The organism is Ruminococcus sp. OM06-36AC, from assembly GCF_003438725.1.
Taxonomy (GTDB): Bacteria; Bacillota; Clostridia; order Oscillospirales; family Ruminococcaceae; genus Ruminococcus_C; species Ruminococcus_C callidus.
Genome location: NZ_QSTT01000017.1, coordinates 40,234 through 59,244 on the forward strand (window position 1 = coordinate 40,234; position 19,011 = coordinate 59,244).

Annotated in this window: 21 protein-coding genes; 20 read left to right on the forward strand and 1 reads right to left on the reverse strand. The window is 44.1% G+C overall.

Annotated features, from left to right (window positions below; translation table 11 throughout):
* Positions 1-2: 2 nt before the first annotated feature.
* From DXB92_RS10500 to DXB92_RS10545, 10 genes are all read left to right on the forward strand, one after another.
* Entirely contained in the window at positions 3-866 is an 864-nt protein-coding gene (locus DXB92_RS10500) for a hypothetical protein (protein WP_015522533.1), read from the forward strand.
* Positions 867-881: 15 nt separating this feature from the next.
* Positions 882-1,079 carry a hypothetical protein gene (locus DXB92_RS10505; RefSeq protein ID WP_015522534.1) on the forward strand — a complete coding sequence of 66 codons (198 nt, stop codon included), beginning with the start codon at positions 882-884 and terminating at the stop codon, positions 1,077-1,079.
* Complete coding sequence (locus DXB92_RS10510; protein ID WP_015522535.1) at positions 1,066-2,859, forward strand: VirD4-like conjugal transfer protein, CD1115 family; 1,794 nt, start codon at positions 1,066-1,068, stop codon at positions 2,857-2,859. Before DXB92_RS10505 ends, DXB92_RS10510 begins: the two co-directional genes overlap by 14 nt.
* A 14-nt stretch (positions 2,860-2,873) precedes the next feature.
* Positions 2,874-3,236, forward strand: a complete 363-nt coding sequence (locus DXB92_RS10515; RefSeq protein WP_015522536.1) for a hypothetical protein — start codon at positions 2,874-2,876, stop codon at positions 3,234-3,236.
* Between the two features lie 93 nt (positions 3,237-3,329).
* A complete protein-coding gene (locus tag DXB92_RS10520) occupies positions 3,330-4,166 on the forward strand; it encodes a hypothetical protein (protein ID WP_015522537.1) in 837 nt (278 codons plus the stop codon).
* Between the two features lie 13 nt (positions 4,167-4,179).
* Positions 4,180-4,620, forward strand: a complete 441-nt coding sequence (locus DXB92_RS10525) for a PrgI family protein (protein WP_117688261.1) — start codon at positions 4,180-4,182, stop codon at positions 4,618-4,620.
* The gene (locus DXB92_RS10530) at positions 4,604-6,937 is read left to right on the forward strand and encodes a VirB4-like conjugal transfer ATPase, CD1110 family (RefSeq protein WP_015522538.1); all 2,334 of its coding nucleotides are present in this window, start codon (positions 4,604-4,606) and stop codon (positions 6,935-6,937) included. Before DXB92_RS10525 ends, DXB92_RS10530 begins: the two co-directional genes overlap by 17 nt.
* 4 nt (positions 6,938-6,941) lie before the next feature.
* A complete protein-coding gene (locus tag DXB92_RS10535; protein ID WP_015522539.1) occupies positions 6,942-7,346 on the forward strand; it encodes a DUF6075 family protein in 405 nt (134 codons plus the stop codon).
* A 65-nt stretch (positions 7,347-7,411) separates the two neighbouring features.
* The gene (srtB, locus tag DXB92_RS10540; RefSeq protein ID WP_015522541.1) at positions 7,412-8,185 is read left to right on the forward strand and encodes a class B sortase; all 774 of its coding nucleotides are present in this window, start codon (positions 7,412-7,414) and stop codon (positions 8,183-8,185) included.
* A gap of 33 nt (positions 8,186-8,218) precedes the next feature.
* Positions 8,219-9,994 carry a lysozyme family protein gene (locus DXB92_RS10545; RefSeq protein ID WP_117733818.1) on the forward strand — a complete coding sequence of 592 codons (1,776 nt, stop codon included), beginning with the start codon at positions 8,219-8,221 and terminating at the stop codon, positions 9,992-9,994.
* 28 nt (positions 9,995-10,022) lie between these two features.
* Here DXB92_RS10545 and DXB92_RS10550 read toward each other — a convergent pair whose 3' ends face one another.
* Positions 10,023-10,382 carry a helix-turn-helix transcriptional regulator gene (locus DXB92_RS10550; protein WP_015522543.1) on the reverse strand — a complete coding sequence of 120 codons (360 nt, stop codon included), beginning with the start codon at positions 10,380-10,382 and terminating at the stop codon, positions 10,023-10,025.
* Between the two features lie 305 nt (positions 10,383-10,687).
* Here DXB92_RS10550 and DXB92_RS10555 point away from each other — a divergent pair, with 305 nt between their 5' ends.
* The 10 genes from DXB92_RS10555 (at position 10,688) to DXB92_RS10605 (ending at position 18,805) form a co-directional block, all read left to right on the forward strand.
* The gene (locus DXB92_RS10555; protein ID WP_117733819.1) at positions 10,688-11,233 is read left to right on the forward strand and encodes an RNA polymerase sigma factor; all 546 of its coding nucleotides are present in this window, start codon (positions 10,688-10,690) and stop codon (positions 11,231-11,233) included.
* A complete protein-coding gene (locus tag DXB92_RS10560; RefSeq protein ID WP_015522545.1) occupies positions 11,199-11,963 on the forward strand; it encodes a hypothetical protein in 765 nt (254 codons plus the stop codon). Before DXB92_RS10555 ends, DXB92_RS10560 begins: the two co-directional genes overlap by 35 nt.
* Entirely contained in the window at positions 11,947-12,834 is an 888-nt protein-coding gene (locus tag DXB92_RS10565; RefSeq protein WP_117688265.1) for an ABC transporter ATP-binding protein, read from the forward strand. The genes DXB92_RS10560 and DXB92_RS10565 overlap by 17 nt, the downstream gene beginning before the upstream one ends.
* Positions 12,821-14,026, forward strand: coding sequence for an ABC transporter permease (locus DXB92_RS10570; RefSeq protein ID WP_117688271.1), 1,206 nt, complete (start codon positions 12,821-12,823; stop codon positions 14,024-14,026). Before DXB92_RS10565 ends, DXB92_RS10570 begins: the two co-directional genes overlap by 14 nt.
* Positions 14,027-14,731, forward strand: a complete 705-nt coding sequence (locus tag DXB92_RS10575) for a M15 family metallopeptidase (protein WP_117733820.1) — start codon at positions 14,027-14,029, stop codon at positions 14,729-14,731.
* A gap of 8 nt (positions 14,732-14,739) precedes the next feature.
* Positions 14,740-14,925, forward strand: coding sequence for a cysteine-rich KTR domain-containing protein (locus DXB92_RS10580; protein ID WP_233435087.1), 186 nt, complete (start codon positions 14,740-14,742; stop codon positions 14,923-14,925).
* A 471-nt stretch (positions 14,926-15,396) separates the two neighbouring features.
* Positions 15,397-15,861 (forward strand): sigma-70 family RNA polymerase sigma factor, encoded by a 465-nt coding sequence (locus DXB92_RS10585; RefSeq protein WP_181973180.1) that lies wholly within the window; start codon positions 15,397-15,399, stop codon positions 15,859-15,861.
* A 602-nt stretch (positions 15,862-16,463) separates the two neighbouring features.
* Positions 16,464-16,832, forward strand: coding sequence for a type II toxin-antitoxin system PemK/MazF family toxin (locus DXB92_RS10600; protein WP_015522551.1), 369 nt, complete (start codon positions 16,464-16,466; stop codon positions 16,830-16,832).
* Positions 16,833-16,921: 89 nt separating this feature from the next.
* Entirely contained in the window at positions 16,922-17,074 is a 153-nt protein-coding gene (locus DXB92_RS13745) for a hypothetical protein (protein ID WP_015522552.1), read from the forward strand.
* Between the two features lie 54 nt (positions 17,075-17,128).
* Positions 17,129-18,805, forward strand: a complete 1,677-nt coding sequence (locus tag DXB92_RS10605; protein WP_117733821.1) for a recombinase family protein — start codon at positions 17,129-17,131, stop codon at positions 18,803-18,805.
* Positions 18,806-19,011: the final 206 nt, after the last annotated feature.

Sequence of the window (19,011 nt, forward strand, 5' to 3'; positions counted from 1 at the left end):
GTATGAGCATTTATGATGTATTCAGCGGCGGCAGCAAGCCCTTTGATAAAGCGGAATGGGCTGCCCAGAAGCAGGCACAGCGGCAGGAAGCCTATGAGCTGATTGACAACACCTGCTCCGAGATGATGGCAGACGGCGAGAGCTTCCGCCAGTATCTTGATGTGCAGGGGCGTTTTGACCGCTACTCGGTGGCGAACGCCGTTTTAGTATCGGCACAGATGCCCGATGCGACACAGCTCAAAGATTATAACGCTTGGAAGCAGAGCCGTGTCTATGTGAACAAGGACGCACAGAAAATCGTTATCCTTGAGCCAAGCAAGGAGTACACCCGTGATGACGGCACGAAAGCGGTAGGCTACAACGCAAAGGTGGTCTATGACATTTCCGAAACATCGGCAAAGGACAGGCAGCAGGCACAAGAGCCGAAAACGATGCGTGAGCTTGTATCGGCTATGATTGATGCAAGCCCCGTTCCCTTTGTTCCCGTTGCCGACCTTGAAATCCCTGCCTACTATGACAGTAAACAGCAGACGATTTTCATTAAGACAGGGCTTACGGAGGAACAGCTCTTTGTGAGTATGGCAAAGGAAGTGTCGGCGGCGGTTTTCGATTTCAAGCATAACGAGAGCCGTGATGCTTCCGATTTCAAATCCTTCTGCGTTGCCTATATGGTCAGCACCCGTTACGGCGTGGACACCAGAGGTTTCAGTTTTGACAGGCTTCCGAGGGAGTTTTCGGAAATGGACACGCAGGTATTCAAAGGCGAGCTTGGCTCGATGCGTGATGTTCTGGGCGAAATCCAGAGCGATATGTTTAAGAGCCTTGAAAAGAACAAGCCGCCGAAGAACAAAGAGCAGGAACGCTAATCGGAGGTGCAGCCTATGAAAGAAGAACGATACCACATCGCACTTGACAAGTACGACAAGAATATCGTTATCAATGCTTTGAACACCTTGCGTACACGGCAGTTGCAGGAGGAACGCCCCACCGACCCTGTTGATGAGCTGATTGACAAGGTGGCGAACGCCCCGACAAAAAAGGTCAGGGTCATTCCGTGCAGGTGCAATGAGGAACGATAACGACCAAAAGACGGGCTTAATCCTTTCTATCTGCGGCATCGTTCCTGTTGTATGGCTTTCACTGCTGACAGCACCCTATGTCAGCGGCGGCATCGTGGAGATAGTCAGCGGCTTATCCGTAGCAGTAAATAACCCGTTTTCCATAACGGTGTGTGAGGACAGCGTAAAGACTGTCCTTATTTTTTTGCTTGCCTACGCTATGGGCATCGGCATCTATTTCTCCACACGCAGGAACTACCGCAGGCGGGAGGAACACGGCTCGGCAAAATGGGGCAATACAGGTACTCTCAACAAGAAGTACCGAGATAAAAACCCGTTCGAGAACAAACTGCTCACGCAAAATGTGCGTATCGGCTTGGACGGAAAGAAGCACCGCCGAAACTTGAATATTTTGGTCTGCGGCGGTTCTGGTGCAGGTAAGACAAGGTTTTTTTGCAAGCCCAACGCTATGCAATGCAACACCTCTTTCGTGGTGCTTGACCCAAAGGGCGAAATCGTCCGTGACATTGGCGGTCTGCTCGAAAAGAAAGGTTATGAGGTGCGTGTCCTTGACCTTATCAATATGCACCGCAGCCATTGTTACAACCCCTTTGTGTATCTTCGGAACGACAACGATGTGCAAAGGCTTGTGACCAATCTCTTTAAGGCGACCACCCCGAAAGGAAGCCAGTCGCAAGACCCGTTCTGGGATACGGCGGCGAGTATGCTGCTTCTGGCATTGGTATTCTATCTCAAATATGAAGCACCGCCAGAGGAACAAAACTTCCCGATGGTTATGGAGCTTTTACGGGCAGGCGAAGTGCGTGAGGACGATGACAGCTATATAAGCCCTCTTGACGAACTCTTTGACCGTCTGGAGATGGTAAACCCAGAGCATATCGCCCTCAAGTATTACAGGGATTATCATTCAGGCTCGGCTAAGACCTTAAAGAGTATCCAGATAACCCTTGCCGCAAGGCTTGAAAAATTCAATCTGGAGAGCCTTGCAGGGCTTACTGCCACCGATGAGCTTGACCTGCCAAGTCTGGGGGAAAAGAAAGTCGCTTTATTCGCCCTGATACCAGACAACGATACGAGCTTTAACTTTCTTGTGTCGATTTTATACACGCAGCTCTTTCAGCAATTATTTTATCTGGCAGACCACAAGTACGGCGGCAGCCTGCCCGTGCATTGCCATTTTATTATGGACGAGTTTGCCAATGTTTCCCTGCCAGACGATTTTGACAAGATACTGTCGGTTATGCGTTCCCGTGGCGTGTCGGTCAGTATCATCCTGCAAAATCTGGCACAGCTCAAAGCCCTGTTTGAAAAGCAATGGGAAAGCATCGTGGGCAACTGCGATGAGTTTTTGTATCTGGGCGGCAACGAGCAAAGCACCCATAAGTATGTGTCCGAGCTTTTAGGTAAGGAAACCATTGATACCAACACCTACGGGAAAAGCTCTGGACGAAGTGGGAACTATTCGACCAACTACCAGATGTCAGGGCGTGAGCTGATGACCCCAGATGAAGTGCGTATGCTTGATAACCGCTACGCACTTCTTTTTGTGCGTGGCGAGCGACCCGTTATGGATTTTAAGTATGACATCTTAAAGCACCCCAATGTAAAACTGACTGCTGACGGAGGTCAGCCGCCCTATGTTCACGGCGAGCCGACACAGGCGGTTGCGACCCTTGTGTTTGACAGCGAAATACCTGATAACGCCGTAAGCGTTATGCCTGTCAGCACTTCCTATGAACTTCTGTCCGATGAGGACTTAGAAGAAATATTCAACATCTAAAGGAGGATTTATCTATGAAATTTTTTAACAAGAAGGACACCCAGAAGAAAGTAACCACAAAGCTGCCCATGACGGGCAAGGTCAGAACGGGTTTCCGCCGCTACTGCGTGGCGGTGCTTGCCCTCACGATGGTGCTTGGCACATCTATGACCGCCTTTGCTGCCAATGACCCCATTCAGGTCGTCAACAACCTTTCCGATTTTATCTTCGGTCTGGTAAGGGCTGTCGGTATGATTATGCTCGGCTTCGGTATCGTGCAGGTGGGCTTATCCCTCAAATCCCACGACCCGTCCCAGAGAGCGAACGGCTTTCTGACCCTTGCAGGTGGCGTAGTCATTACCTTTGCAAAGGAGATTTTGACCCTCATCACAGGCTAATTCCCCATATCCAGAGGACAAAAGACAGAGCATATCGGGCAGATCACTTCGTGGGCTGCCCGATATGCCCAATTTTAACAAGGAGGTGGTCGAATGTCTGATAACTGGGTCGTACAGAACTTGGAGAACGCCCTGAATACTTGGAATGAGAAGTTGGCTGAAATATGGCAGCTCGTTACCCAATCCCCAGAGCAATTCAAGGGCGGTACGATATGGAATGTGATTGTAAATATCCACGGTGCGTTGCAGGCTATCGGGCTTGCCCTGCTCGTGCTGTTTTTCGTCGTAGGCGTGATGCGTACCTGCGGTAACTTTGCAGAAGTGAAGAAACCCGAACACGCATTGAAGCTTTTTATCCGATTTGCCCTTGCCAAAGGTGCGGTCACTTATGGTCTGGAGCTGATGATGGCTCTGTTTAAGATTGTGCAGGGCGTTATCTCTACCATAATGAACGCCGCAGGCTTTGGAACGGCAACACAGACCGTCTTGCCCTCGGAAATCGTGACCGCCGTTGAGGACTGCGGCTTTTTCGAGAGTATCCCATTGTGGGCGGTCACGCTCATCGGCGGTCTGTTCATTACGGTACTCAGTTTCATTATGATAATGTCGGTGTACGGCAGATTTTTCAAACTCTACCTTTATACCGCTATCGCCCCTGTTCCTCTTTCTGCCTTTGCAGGAGAGCCGAGCCAGAGCGTCGGCAAGAGCTTTATCAAGTCTTATGCTGCCGTGTGTTTGGAGGGTGCAATCATAGTGCTTGCCTGCATCATCTTTTCGCTCTTTGCAGCGACACCGCCTGCGGTCAATCCCGATGCGGCGGCGGTCACAATGGTATGGAGCTATGTCGGGGAGCTTGTATTCAATATGCTCGTCTTGGTCGGTGCGGTCAAAATGGCAGACCGTGTTGTCCGTGAAATGATGGGCTTGTAAGGGAGGTGCTATTTTGGAAGTCAAGATAAATAAAGAAATCCGTAACTACACGGAGAGTATGTTTTTCGGACTGTCACTCAGGCAGTTCATTTTTTCTGTCCTTGCCTGCGGCGTGGCGGTTGGCTTATTCTTTCTGCTTCGCCCGCACTTTGGAACGGAAACGCTCAGTTGGGTGTGCATCTTAGGTGCGTTCCCCTTTGCGGCTATGGGCTTTATCAAGTACAACGGTATGACCGCCGAGCAGTTTGTCTGGGCGTGGATAAAGTCAGAGTTTCTGATGCCGAAAAAGATTGTATTTTTGCCTGACAATCTCTATTACAAAGCGTTGAAGCCGACCATTGAAGCCCACGAAAAGGGCTTGCCTGCCGTGCCAAAGAAGCAAAGGGCAAAAGCACAGAAGAAACCAAAGAAAGCAAAAAAGCGTAAGGAGGTAGACGATGTTAAAAACGCTTAGAAATCTGTTCAAGCAGGACAAGGAAAAATTTGTTGTGCCGAAATCGGTGCAGAGCGTTATCCCGATAAAGACTATCTGGGCAGACGGTATTTTCCTTGTCGGCAGCAACAAGTACGCAAAGACCTTTAAGTTTGAGGATATAAACTATACCGTGGCAAGCCGTGAGGACAAGGAAGCAATGTTCCTTGAATATTCGGAGCTTCTCAACGCTCTCGACAGCGGTGCGACCACGAAAATCACAATCAATAACCGCAGGCTCAACAAAGCGGATTTTGAGCAGACCATTCTTATTCCTATGTCCGATGACGGTCTGGATAAGTACCGCACGGAATACAACAAGATGCTGCTTGATAAGGCAACGGGGGCTAATTCTATTGTGCAGGACAAATATGTGACGGTATCGGTCTGCAAAAAGAACATTGAGGAAGCACGGAACTACTTTGCCCGTGTGGGTACTGACCTTATCGCCCATTTCTCCAGACTCGGCTCGAAATGCACGGAGCTTGAAGCGGAAGAAAAGCTCCGTATCTTTCACGACTTCTACCGCACAGGAGAGGAAACGGCGTTCCGTTTTGATATGTCACAGACGATGCGGAAAGGTCACGATTTTAAGGACTTCATCTGCCCCGATACCTTTGAGTTTGAAAAGGACTACTTCCGTATGGGCGACAGATACGGGCGTGTGATTTTTCTCAGGGAATACGCCGCTTATATCAAGGACAGTATGGTGGCGGAGCTTTGTGAGCTGAACCGTAATATGATGCTCTCGGTTGATGTTATACCCGTTCCCACGGACGAAGCCGTGCGTGAGGTGGAAAACCGACTGCTCGGCGTGGAAACCAATATCACGAACTGGCAGAGGAAGCAAAACCAGAACAACAACTTTTCGGCGGTCATTCCCTATGACCTTGAACAGCAGCGAAAGGAAAGCAAGGAGTTTCTGGACGATTTGACGACCCGTGACCAGAGAATGATGTTCGCCGTGCTGACAATGGTGCATACCGCCGATACCAAAGAGCGGCTTGACAATGATACGGAAGCCCTGCTCACGACAGCCAGAAAACATCTCTGCCAGTTCGCCGTGCTGAAATATCAGCAGATGGACGGGCTGAACACGGCTCTGCCTTTTGGCGTAAGGAAGATTGATGCCCTGCGTACCCTGACAACGGAGAGCCTTGCGGTGTTCATTCCGTTCCGTGTGCAGGAAATCTACCATAAGGACGGCGTGTATTATGGACAGAATGTTATCAGCAAAAATATGATTATCGCCAACCGCCGCCATTTACTGAATGGTAATTCTTTTATCCTCGGTGTGTCTGGTGCAGGTAAATCCTTTACGGCAAAGGAGGAAATGACGAATATCATTCTGACCGACCCCAACGCCGATGTTATCATTATAGACCCAGAGCGTGAGTATTCGCCGCTTGTAAAGGCAATGCAGGGCGAGGTCGTCCACATCTCGGCAACGAGTGAAAACCATATCAACGCTATGGATATGAACTCTGATTACGGTGACGGTGCAAACCCTGTCATCTTAAAATCAGAGTTTATTTTATCCCTTTGTGAGCAGCTCATCGGCGGGGCAAGTCTGGGGGCAAAGCAGAAATCCATCATTGACCGATGCACGGCAAGTGTGTACCGCTACTATCAGCAGGGCAACTATCAGGGAACGCCGCCGACCTTACAGGACTTCCGTGAGGAACTTCTGAAACAGGATGAGCCAGAAGCAAAGGAAATCGCCCTTGCCATCGAGCTGTTTACAGACGGCTCTCTGAATACCTTTGCCAAGCATACCAATGTGGACACCCACAGCCGTCTTATCTGCTATGACATTCTGGATTTGGGCAAGCAGTTACAGCCTATCGGTATGCTTGTGGTGCTTGACAGCATCTTAAACCGTATCACGCAGAACAGAGCCAAAGGCAGAAATACTTTCATTTTCATTGATGAGATTTATCTGCTCTTTCAGCACGAATACTCTGCCAACTTCCTGTTTACCCTCTGGAAGCGTGTGCGTAAGTACGGTGCGTACTGTACGGGTATCACGCAGAATGTAGACGACCTTTTGCAGAGCCATACGGCAAGGACGATGCTTGCCAATAGTGAGTTTATCATTATGCTCAATCAGGCATCGACTGACCGTATCGAGCTTGCCAAGCTCCTTAATATCTCCGACCTTCAGATGAGCTATATCACGAATGTGGGTGCAGGTCAGGGGCTTCTAAAGGTCGGCAGTTCCCTTGTGCCGTTTGTCAATAAATTTCCACGCAACACAGAGCTTTACAGGCTGATGACGACCAAGTTTGGGGAGGTGTAAAGGTATGGCAGATATTAAATTCAAAAGTGCGGCTCACCGTGATTTCTTTCTGGAAAATATGATGAAAAGCAGGGTCAACGACTGCTATCACAGGGCATTTTTCTATGTAATGGGAATTGCATCGGAAACGAGGGCAAACATTAACCAGATGTTTGACTTTAAGACCGACTGTATTGTGCCAGAGGGTATGCACGGCGGTTGGCAGACAAGCGGAACGGTCAAGGTCTGCCACCTTGCTTTCAATCTCTGGAACGGATATGCGGAGGAAGGACGGGAACGGTTTTTCACGCCAGAGGAATTATTCTGCTGCGAGTTTGCCCCGTATTTTATGGAGGGCATTAAGGTCAGGTATCCCGAATATTGCAGGGAACTTCCCACACCAAAGCAGCAGACAGACAATGTTCGATAACGAAATACCCTACGGGCATACCATTATGCCCATAAAATGGGCAGGAACAAAGAAAGGAGCAATCAATGAAAAAATATAAGATGCAGATTTGTGTAGCTGCCGCCGTACTGCTTTTCGCAGCGGCGGTTTTTTGCGGCTTTCAGGTGTATCACCACTATGCACAGGTGGACGAACAGACCGAAGCCTTTGAGCAGATAGCCGAGCTGGTGGAGCAGACCCCAGATACCGAGGGCGTTCCCGATGATACCCCTGTCAGCGAGGGCGAAGATGTGCTTGCAAAGTATAAGGAGTTGTATTTGCAAAACGAGGATATGGTCGGTTGGATTTCTATTGCCGGCACGACAGTCAATTATCCCGTGATGCAGACACCCAATGACCCCAACTTTTATCTGAAGCACAACTTTGAAAAGGCGTACAGCGATTTGGGAGTGCCGTATATCCAAGAGGACTGCGACCTTGCCGCAAGCGATAATCTTATTATTTACGGACACCACATCAAAGGGCAAAAGATGTTCGGGGCGTTGGAGAGCTACAAGGACAAGGACTTTTATGAGGAACACAAGAGCATTCAGTTTGATACCCTGACCGAGCAGGCAGAGTATGAAATCGTAGCCGTGTTCAAGACCGTTGCGTACAGCTCCGAGGGCTTCCGCTACTATGACTTTGTAGATGCCGAGGACGAGAAAGCCTTTGACGAGTATGTAAGCAAGTGCAAGGAGTTTGCCCTGTATGATACGGGCGTGACCGCCAAATACGGTGACAAACTCATTACTCTTTCCACCTGCGAATATTCCGCACAGAACGGCAGGCTTGTGGTGGTAGCAAAAAAGATTGCCTGACTGCTCCAGAGCTTGTAAGAAAGGAGGGCTTCTATGGCAGATATAAAAACCAGAGATGCGGTCAAAGGTACGATAAAGACCATAGACAAAGCCGCCGTTGCTTCCGAGCGAATGAAATCCGCTTATGCCAAGACAAAGGATAAAGCGGAACAAGGGTATTATGCGGACGAAAGCTCTGCCACCGAGTACGCTGCCGACAGAGTTTCCTGTGCTTCCGAGCGTGTGACCGAGGAAGGCGTACACCAATTCAATAAACAGGGTCAGAAAAGTATTCAGACCACACAGGAGAATATCGGAAAGACAAAGGACAAGATTGCCGATTTCAAGCAAAAGCGGGCTGCCAAAGCCGCCGAGCAGAGAATGGAAAGGAATATGTCAGAACAACACGGCTTGCAGATCCGTCACGGAACTGCAAGCCGTTCTGCTGCTCCCGATATGCCCCAGAGTGGGAAAAGCCAGCTCATAAAGACCCGTCAGCAAAGCAGGAAAACCATTAAGACCACCGCCCGAAATGCAGAAAAGGCGGTAAAGTCTACGGCGAAAGGCTCGGTCAAAACAGCCGAAAGAGGTGTAAAAACCGCACAGGCTACTTCTAAGGCAACAATCAAAACTGCCGAGCAGACGGCAAAGGCAACGAAAGAAGCGGCAAAGGCTTCTGCGAAAGCCGCCCAGAAAGCGGCACAGGCGGCAAAAGCCACCGCAAAGGCAACTGCGGAAGCAACCAAAACAGCGGTCAGAGCCACGATTGCAGCAGTCAAGGAGATTATCGCAGGAACAAAGGCTCTTATCTCTGCTTTGATAGCAGGCGGTTGGGTTTCTGTTGTGATAATTTTGATTGTTGTCCTCTTAGGTTGTGCCGTTTCTCTGTTCGGCGGTGGTGGCGGCAGCAATGCCTATACGCCTGTCAGTGCGGAGGTGGAAGCCTATGAGCCATTGATACAGAAATATGCCAAGCAATACGGTATCCCTGAATATGTTGAGCTTATCAAGGCGGTGATGATGCAGGAAAGCGGCGGGCGTGGACTTGACCCGATGCAGGCGGCGGAGGGAAGTTTTAATACACGCTATCCCCACGAGCCGAATGGTATCCAAGACCCTGAATATTCAATCCAATGCGGCGTACAGGAATTAAAGGCAGCCCTTATCTCTGCGGAAGTGGAAAATCCGATTGATATGGAGCATATCAAACTTGCCTTGCAGGGCTATAATTTTGGAAACGGCTATATCTCGTGGGCGAAAACCAACTACGGCGGTTATTCCTATGCAAATGCGGTAGAATTTTCCACCATGCAGGCACAACGGTTAGGGTGGGAAAGTTACGGCGACACACAGTATCCCGCCCATGTGTTACGCTATTACCCGTATGGACGGGCGTTCACAAGCGGCGGCAATCAGGCAATCGTGGAGGTCGCCCTGACACAGCTCGGTAATGAGGGCGGTCAGCCCTATTGGTCGTGGTACGGCTTTGACGGGCGTGTGGAATGGTGTGCCTGCTTCGTATCGTGGTGTGCCGACCAGTGCGGCTATCTGGACAGCGGCATTGTGCCGAAATTTGCAGGCTGCGTAGATGGGGCAAATTGGTTTAAAGGCAATGGGCAATGGCAAGACCGAAACTATGAGCCGACAGCAGGTACTATCATCTTTTTTGATTGGGAGAACGACGGAGAAACCGACCATGTAGGTATTGTGGAGAAATGTGAGAACGGTGTTGTTTATACCGTTGAGGGTAACTCAGGAGATGCTTGCAGACAAAACCAATACAGTGTTGGAAGCAGCTCAATTTATGGTTATGGTATCCCTGCTTATTAAGAAAAGGGGCAAAAGAAAAACCAGAGGTTTAATCCTCTGGCTCTTTTGCCTTACATAGTCCGTTTACCGTTGCTTCTATGACGGAAAGCTCTTTATCGTCTAATTTGTTGAGCTGTGCGTCTAAGCGTCTGCGGACAGAACTTTTTTCGATTTCTTTATTTGGAAATATGTACTCGTCAACAGACACATCGAACATCGTAATAAGCTGGATAAACAGCTCAATACTTGGATACTGCCCCTCGTTTTCGATAGATTGAATGTGTCTGGGAGCATAGCCGATTATGCCAGATAGCTGCTCCCTTGTCATCCCTTTGGCTTCACGGGCTTTTTTAATTGCCTGCCCAATCGGCGTGAAATCAAAGTCAAAATGATTGTTCCTTTCGTCCATTAGCTCACCACCTATCCTCTGAAAATCTTACCTTTATATTTTACAGAGATGCGGCTTCTGATTAAACGATGCGAAATCTCTTGTAATGAGAGATAAAATATCCTATTGCAAGAGATAAAAATTCATATTTATATAGTTGAGGACATGGGCTCAGATAGTTATAATAATAAAACGTGTTTGAGTTCATTCACATAATTCGAGAATAAAAATTTTGATTTGGACTATCCTTTTATGTGTTTCAATCGTTATACATTATAGAACGGGATAAAGATTTTGAACTTCTAATAATGGGAAAGGAGGATTTTGTGCAAAATGATTTTCTACTAATCAGAAAAATGAAACAAGGTGATGATGATGCACTTGATTTATTTGTCCACAAATATTATCAAGACATTTTAAACTATTGTCATTATCATTGCTCTGATAAAACGTATGCAGAAGATTTGGCACAGGAAACCTTTGTACATTTTTTCTCAAAATTATCTGATTATCATTATAGGGGAAAAACCTTGAATTACTTATATACGATAGCCAGCAATCTGTGTAAAGATTATTTGAAGAAAATAAAGGAGATACCTCTGGAAGAAAATGAAATAGTGGAAGAAAACCAAATGGAAAATATTCTGAATAAAATTTTGGTAGAGCAGGCTTTAAAGCAATTACCAGTTGAATTATGTGAAGTACTTACACTTTATTATTTTCAAGAGTTAAAACTTACAGAGATTTCCGACACATTACAAATAGGACTTTCTCTGGTAAAATATCGTTTACGAAAGGCGAAAATTCAGTTGGAGGAAGTTTTGAGAAAGGAGGAATATGATGAATTTGGAAGAAAGAATGAAAATGTATAAGGAATCTGTACAAGTCAAATCTAAAGAAGAAAAAATACAGGAAACAATCTGTAAATCAAAAAATGCCTTTTTTATGGCAGAACAAGAACGAACGCTTTCTTACCACGAATTTTTATGGACACAGCTTCGTGTGATACAAAAAAGATGGTGGGTTCTTCAATTTATGCTTCTGGTAGCGTTATGGATTGCCTTAAGTTCTATCCATGATGAAATATATATTAAAAGAAGCATGGGTGTAGCAGCGGCACTGTTTGTAATCCTTATTATTCCCGAATTGTGGAAAAACAGGTCATGTGAGTGCATGGAAATCGAAGCAGCCTCATATTATTCGCTTAAACAAGTATATGCAGCGCGCATGTTATTATTTGGCGTTACAGATGTTTTTTTGATTACTCTGTTTTTAGGAACCGCTTCGGCAGGGTTGAACATTGGGTTGTCAGAATTAGTTGTTCAATTTCTTTTTCCGCTTTGTGTTACTTCTGGTATCTGTTTTGGAATCTTATGCAGTAAATATTCATTCAGTGAAACAGTTGCTATTATTCTGTGCGTTATATGGAGTGCAGTATGGCTTTTTGTTGTTTTGAATGAAAATGTATATACAATGGTAACTATTCCTGTTTGGTTAGCTTTACTGGGAGCAACAATACTTTTTCTTATTCTTACTGTATGCCGTATTTTAAAGAACTGTAATCAATATTTGGAGGTGTCACTTGATGAAATTAGAACTTGATGGTTTAACAAAAGAATTTGGTGATTTTACGGCTGTAAATCATATAGACCTTACTATGACAAACGGTGTATATGGTCTTTTAGGCGTAAACGGAGCAGGAAAAACAACCTTGATGAGAATGCTGTGTACCTTACTAAAGCCTACGAGCGGAACCATATATTGTAATGGGAAAGATATTTTTAGTATGGATAGCGAATACCGTAAACTGTTGGGATATTTGCCGCAGGAATTTGGATTCTACCCCGAATTTACCGTAGAGGACTATTTACTTTATATTGCAGCCTTGAAAGGAATCCGTCCTGTTGTCGCAAAAAAACGTGTAAAAGAGTTAATTGCTAAGGTTGGTCTTTCAAAGGTAGCAAATAAAAAAATGAAAAAATTATCTGGCGGTATGAAGCGCAGGGCAGGAATTGCACAGGCTATGTTGAACAACCCGAAGATTCTGATACTTGACGAACCGACGGCAGGGCTTGACCCGAATGAAAGAATTAGATTCCGAAATTTGATTAGCGAACTTTCAGAGGACAGATTAGTATTATTATCCACACATATTGTTTCTGATATTGAATATATAGCCAATGAAATTTTGTTGATGAAAGACGGAAAACTTATGCACAAAGGAACCGCAGACGAAATAATAAATTCTATGACGGAAACGGTCTGGGAATGTTTTGTGGAAAAGAACATGGTATCTGATTTTATGAAAAAGTATAAAATTTCAAATATGAAATCAGAAGCAGACGGTGTTATCTTAAGAATTATTTCCCATGAAAAACCATTTGTAAATGCCCAAAGCGTAGAAGCTTCGTTAGAAGATGTATTCTTATATTATTTTGGAGAGAAGGCAGGTGATGAAAATGCTGCGATTTGAAATAAAAAAGGTGTTTTCTAAAACTAAAAACAGGATAACAATTATAGTTTTGCTTGTGATACTTATTGCGACCAGTATTTTAACGATTAACAGAGTTGAGTATGTTGACGAAAGCGGGAATCATTTAACAGGTATTTCGGCAGCAAAAAACCTTAGAGAAGCCAAAAACGAATGGTCAGGCTACCTGACGGAGGACGTTTTCCAAAACGTTCTTGAAGAAAACAGAAGTATTAACAATGAAGCATCATCAGATAGCATTGAGGAAGAAAATAAGAGATTTGCAAAGAAACAGGGGATTTCAACAATCAGAGATGTTATCAATTATGCGTTTAGCGAATACAGAGATTATAATGATTTTGCCATTGATAACATTTCTGATGATGAAGCCAGCACTGTCTATGAAAGAAGAATTTCTACTTTAAAAGAATATCTTGATTCTGGAGAAGAAACATTTACAGAAAAAGAAAAAAGTTTTCTGATTCAGCAATATGAAAATTTAGATACACCTTTTTATTATGAATATATGGACGGTTGGTCAGCATTACTGCAAAACATATCAACATTTATACTGATTTTGGCATTAGTGATAGGTTTTTTTGTGTCTGGAATATTTTCAGACGAATTTCAGACAAAAGCGGATTCCATTTTCTTTTCAACCAGATTAGGAAGAAATAAAGGTGTTCTATCAAAAATAGGGGCGGGTCTTACGATTGTTTCAGCTTTCTATGCAGCTTTTGTATTTTTATATACGTTTATTGTCCTTTCGGTGTTGGGAACAGATGGAGCAAACTGTCCGATTCAGTTAGATTTATGGAGAAGTGCATATAATGTGACATTTTTACAGGCATATTTGCTGATTGTGGCAGGTGGTTATATTGGCACATTGTTCGCTTCCATGTTAGCAATGCTGGCTTCGGCTCTGACACGTTCTACACCAACTGCAATCATTGTACCCTTTATTATATTATGTGCATTTCCGTTTTTAAGCAGAATTATTACTTTACCGGGATTATGCTCTTTCTTCCCTGACCAGTTATTAGAAATTTATTTGGATATTAAAGAAGCTGGACTTGTAACACTGGGAGGTAAAGTAACAACAATAGCAACCGTTATTGTTCCTGTATATGCCGTGATATGCTTGATTCTTCTACCTATACTGTATAAGGTCTACAAAAAAACGGAGATAAAATAAATGAAGCGATATACAAGACGAAAAAGCTATAAAGTGAAAATATTATTTAGCCTGCTGTTTTTAATAATCTTGTGTATGATGGCAGGCAAGGTACTTAATTCAGATTTTACATTACTCCCTCTTGATAACATAACACATCATGTTGCCAGTGAGGATAATGGTTGGAATCTGATTCTTGTAAATCGCAATAGTTATATTCCTGATGATTATAAAGTAGAACTTACAGAATTATCAAATGGGGAAAAAGTAGATTCCAGAATTTATCCAGAATTGCAGGAAATGTTTAATGACGCAAGGGCGCAAGGGTATGGTTTATTTGTCAGAGAGGGATATAGGACGCAGGAAGAACAACAGCAGCTATTGGACGAAAAGATAGAAGCGTATGAAAATGAAGGAAAATCGAAGTCCGAAGCGAAAAAACTTGCAGAGCAATGGGTGGCAATTCCTGGAACCAGTGAACATCAGTTAGGAATTGCGGTTGATATAAATGCTGACACTACAAAAAGTTCAAGTGATGATGTATATAGCTGGCTTGCGGAAAATGCTCATAAATATGGCTTTATAAAGCGTTACCCCTCAGATAAAACAGATATAACTGGTGTCATAAACGAACCTTGGCATTATAGATATGTTGGAACAGAAGCCGCTTTGGAAATATATTCTCAGGGAATGTGTTTAGAGGAATATATAGATACGCTGGAATAGAATGGAGGTTGAGGTATATGGAATGGGTGTATTGCCCTATTTGCAAAAATAAAACTCGAACTAAAATACGAAAAGATACAGAGTTGATAAACTTTCCTTTGTTCTGTCCGAAGTGTAAACAAGAAAGTGTAATCAATGTGACAAAACAAAAAATAACAGTTGTAGAGCCAGACGCTAAGACGCAGAGCCGATGAACTTGTGAAATGAAATCACAGTTTGTCGGCTCTGTTTTTATATAATCACAGGTAGGACAAGCCCACCGAATAAAAAAAACGGTGCTTTTGGTGGGCTGTATTGTCACGCTTAAATGAATGCCCCTCTAAACCCGTTTTGAGTTTGGAGGGATTTTTTATGTGTTGGTCTAATACCATCACGCCGTTGTTTATAAGAAGCGGCAACTATTTACATAGTATCACGAATAAGCGAGGATAACCTGTTAAAAAAATCCCTGCTTGGGCGTGGTACTCTTATACCTCGAAAGTAGATGTCAAATCTCTACAAAATAGAAGTGATTATGCTTATATCCGCATTGGCTTGACAGCCTTTGCGGATTTTTTCGTGTCGCTTTTTGTAAAAACGCAGGACAAGCCTAATTCTGGCGTTGGATGCCGTTCACCGCCTGCCAATCTGAATTTTTCAAACAATTCAGATTGGAGGAAACAGAAGTGTTTGACAACACAAATCCCTATACAATCCGTTTCGAGGAAACGGACGGCAGAAAACGCTACTTTGTAGCATTTACAGATGGGCAGGGTAACTTCCAAGAAACAGAGGTTTCAAAGGCTGTTTATATGGAGTTTTGCCACTTTATCAAGCGTGAGCGTAATCTTCGCAGGTCTGATGAAAGGCATTTGGAGCAATCGGAACTGACCGAGGAAACGCTTTGCAGACGGGCGGTACATAAGCCAAAGCCTGTTGACGATGCGGTAAACGATAATATCCGAATGGAACGGCTCAACCGAGCAATTATGGAACTGCCCGAAATACAAAAGCGGCGGTTTATGCTCCACTTCGATTTAGGCTTAACCTATGAGCAGATTGGAGCTATGGAGGGCTGTACGAAAATGCCTATCAAGCGTTCTATTGACAGGGCGATTGAAAAAATTCGCCTTGCATTAAAAAACTTTTGATTTTTAGGGGCTACTTATAGCTTCTGAGTGTGGAAACAGGTGAAGGGATAAAAACCTTTGCCTGTTTTCCTTTGTGTGGCGAAAACGGGATTGCACCTTGAAAACTGAATACCCATTCGCCAAATACTTCCTCTTTGTGATTGTGATGAGCATAAGCGTGTGTAGCGATACGCCAAGACCTGCCGATTAGCAGAAAGCGTTGAAAGGTGGTGAGCGAGTAACTATCGACTCAAAATATCGGGCAGCTCCCGATTTCGCCATAACCCACAAAGAGCATAATGGTACTCCCGTCCAGTCATAGTCCGAGCGTGATTAAACCGTCGCAGGCAATGAGGGCGGCTCTGTCAGAACGACAGTTGGGGTGGAACCCCCGTGGCGTCAGTTAGCTGCTGACCGTTTGGCGACTTCCCTGCGTGTTATAACGCATTGCATTTCGGGGTGTCGAGGACAAATTGAAATGCTCCTATCATAAAGCCAAACGCAAGGCGGTCTATGGAAACAGAGTTTTGTTTTATGCTCTCCCGACCTTAAATACTTCCTTGTGTTTGGCTGCCTACATAGGCAGAAATCTCTTGCCTAAATTCAGATAGGAGGTCAAACAAATGGAGAAAACGATTAAGCGTGGGGATATTTACTACGCAGAACTTAACCCCGTTATCGGCTCGGAGCAAGGAGGTACACGCCCTGTACTTATCATTTCTAATGATATAGGAAACAGGCATAGCCCCACGGTTATCGTTGCCGCTATCACGAGCCGAGTACACACAAAGGCAAAGCTGCCCACCCATACTGCTATCAGAGATTTTGAGGGTCTTAACAAGGACTCTATTATTTTGCTTGAACAGATACGTACTATTGATAAGAAGCGTTTACAGGAATATATCGGTATGCTTTCCGAAAGTGAGATGGCAAGAGTTGATAAGGCTCTTGCCATTAGCGTTTCGCTGAACATACTAAAAGGTACAAATTGATGATTTCATAGAAATTCGCACATTGGTCATTTGATGGCTGTACTTCTATAATTGAGGTACAGCCGTTTTAATTTAGCGGAGGTAGACAGATGGAAGATGTAAAAGTATCTAATGGTGCAGATTGCCAACTTGAACAAAAATGTGACGAGAAAGAACGATTTGACAAATTTATGAATGTGATGGTGCAAATCGTAGAAAAGTACGGGCAGTCAGTTTTGCAGGATTTAGATTGTGTTGCGTAGAAATACGCAACCTTACATAGAAACATTTTCCTATATTTATTATGGAGGTGCAATATGAACAGAGAAGGAAAAAAGTGCGTTCTGTATCCAAGAGTTAGTACAGAAATGCAGGTTGATGGATATAGCCTTGAGGGTCAGAAAAACGGATTAAAACGATTTGCAGACCGAGAAGAAATGGAGATTGTCGGCATTTATGAGGATGCAGGAAAGTCGGGAAAATCTATTGAGGGTCGCCCTGCGTTTAAGAAAATGCTTTCTGATATTGGGAATGGATTGGAAATAGATTATATTCTGGTATATAAACTTTCCCGATTTGGCAGAAATGCAGCAGACATATTAAATTCATTAGAGTATGTGCAATCCTACGGCGTAAATCTGATTTGCATTGAAGAAGGGATTGACTCATCACAGACAAGCGGCAAACTGTTAATATCTGTCCTTTCTGCTGTTGCTGAAATTGAAAGAGAGAATATTATCGAGCAGACGATGAATGGTCGCAGAGAAAAAGCAAGACAAGGCGGTTGGAATGGCGGATTTGCTCCGTATGGATATTATTTGAAAGACAATCAGCTTTTAATAGAAGAAAGTGAAGCGGCGGCTATTCGCATTATATTTGAGAAATTTGCAGGCTCGGATATAGGGTACGGCGGTATCGCTAAATATCTTAATTTGCAAGGAATAAAGAAAATACCCCGACAGAATGGTACTTTGGAAAATTGGAGTGGTCATCTGGTGAGGCAGATATTAGACAATCCTGTTTATTGTGGCAAAATTGCTTATGGTAGAAGAACAAGGGAAAAAGTTAAAGGCACGAAAAATGAATATAAGCAGGTACACGCCGAAGATTATATATTAGAGGACGGGCAGCACGAAGGTATTGTCAGCGAGGAATTATGGCAAAAAGTTCACGCTAAGCGTGTAGCTACGGGAATAAAGCAACCGTCCAAAACAGGTAAGGATAGGTCGCACCTTTTAACTGGTGTGTTGAAATGCCCTCTTTGTGGAAGCCCGATGTATACCAATAAGCACGCTTGGACAAATAAGGACGGCACATATAAAGAAGTGTACTATTATATTTGTGGCAGAAATAAGCAGGAGCGTGGTCATTATTGTGAGTACAAAGCATCGCTAAGAAAAACAGATATAGAGCCGCTTGTTATCGAAGCAATTAGAGAGTTAGTAAGTGATAAGAGCTTTGCAAAGGAAATTAAAAAACGATTTGGTGTCCAGACCGATACGAGCAAAATAGATAAGGAGCTTGCAAATTATGAAAGTAAGTTGAAAGAGGTTGATTTGAACAAAGCCCGTTTGGAACGGGAAATTGACAATCTTCCTGCTGATGCAAAATATCGGGAACGAAAAATCCACGATATGACAATAAGACTTGATGGACTGTATGACACAATAGTGGAGTTGGAAGAACGAATTGAAGATGCAAAATTGCGAAGAAGCTCTATTGAGATGGAAGCAATCACGCTTGAGAATGTTTACAGAATTATGGAGAACTTCAGCAAACTTTATGCTATAATAAGTGACGAGGAAAAGAAAAGCCTTGTTTCCTATCTGATTAAAGAAATTCAGATATACCCTAACGGCACATCAGACAGGATTTTGAAGTCGATAGAGTTTAATTTTCCGATTTATCGTGACGGACGGGAGATAAGGAAACTTTTGTGGGAAAACGGTAATACCGTTGAGTGCGTGGTATTGATGTCAAGGAAGCAAGGATAATAGATGAAAAAGTGCTGATTTCTCGGCACTTTTTTCTTTTTGGAGAATATTTGAAAGGTAGCTGAGATGCCTTTTTTCTGTATGCGGGAATAAGTCAGGATAAGATCAGAAATACACGAAATTGAAATTGACACAACGCATACAAGCTGAGAACGTATCAGGGAACAAATCCAGAACCATAAAAAATGCCATGCTGGGAAAGCACA

What these genes read in the sequence shown, in the direction of transcription:
- DXB92_RS10520 (WP_015522537.1), top strand. Translation starts at nt 3,330, where the DNA reads ATGTCTGATAACTGGGTCGTACAGAACTTGGAGAACGCCCTGAATACT.
- DXB92_RS10560 (WP_015522545.1), top strand. Translation starts at nt 11,199, where the DNA reads ATGATGAATTTGGAAGAAAGAATGAAAATGTATAAGGAATCTGTACAA.
- DXB92_RS10570 (WP_117688271.1), top strand. Translation starts at nt 12,821, where the DNA reads ATGCTGCGATTTGAAATAAAAAAGGTGTTTTCTAAAACTAAAAACAGG.
- DXB92_RS10510 (WP_015522535.1), top strand. Translation starts at nt 1,066, where the DNA reads ATGAGGAACGATAACGACCAAAAGACGGGCTTAATCCTTTCTATCTGC.
- DXB92_RS10500 (WP_015522533.1), top strand. Translation starts at nt 3, where the DNA reads ATGAGCATTTATGATGTATTCAGCGGCGGCAGCAAGCCCTTTGATAAA.
- DXB92_RS10535 (WP_015522539.1), top strand. Translation starts at nt 6,942, where the DNA reads ATGGCAGATATTAAATTCAAAAGTGCGGCTCACCGTGATTTCTTTCTG.
- DXB92_RS10550 (WP_015522543.1), bottom strand. Translation starts at nt 10,382, where the DNA reads ATGGACGAAAGGAACAATCATTTTGACTTTGATTTCACGCCGATTGGG.
- DXB92_RS10565 (WP_117688265.1), top strand. Translation starts at nt 11,947, where the DNA reads ATGAAATTAGAACTTGATGGTTTAACAAAAGAATTTGGTGATTTTACG.
- DXB92_RS10515 (WP_015522536.1), top strand. Translation starts at nt 2,874, where the DNA reads ATGAAATTTTTTAACAAGAAGGACACCCAGAAGAAAGTAACCACAAAG.
- DXB92_RS10505 (WP_015522534.1), top strand. Translation starts at nt 882, where the DNA reads ATGAAAGAAGAACGATACCACATCGCACTTGACAAGTACGACAAGAAT.
- DXB92_RS10600 (WP_015522551.1), top strand. Translation starts at nt 16,464, where the DNA reads ATGGAGAAAACGATTAAGCGTGGGGATATTTACTACGCAGAACTTAAC.
- DXB92_RS10605 (WP_117733821.1), top strand. Translation starts at nt 17,129, where the DNA reads ATGAACAGAGAAGGAAAAAAGTGCGTTCTGTATCCAAGAGTTAGTACA.
- DXB92_RS10530 (WP_015522538.1), top strand. Translation starts at nt 4,604, where the DNA reads ATGTTAAAAACGCTTAGAAATCTGTTCAAGCAGGACAAGGAAAAATTT.
- srtB (WP_015522541.1), top strand. Translation starts at nt 7,412, where the DNA reads ATGAAAAAATATAAGATGCAGATTTGTGTAGCTGCCGCCGTACTGCTT.
- DXB92_RS13745 (WP_015522552.1), top strand. Translation starts at nt 16,922, where the DNA reads ATGGAAGATGTAAAAGTATCTAATGGTGCAGATTGCCAACTTGAACAA.
- DXB92_RS10545 (WP_117733818.1), top strand. Translation starts at nt 8,219, where the DNA reads ATGGCAGATATAAAAACCAGAGATGCGGTCAAAGGTACGATAAAGACC.
- DXB92_RS10575 (WP_117733820.1), top strand. Translation starts at nt 14,027, where the DNA reads ATGAAGCGATATACAAGACGAAAAAGCTATAAAGTGAAAATATTATTT.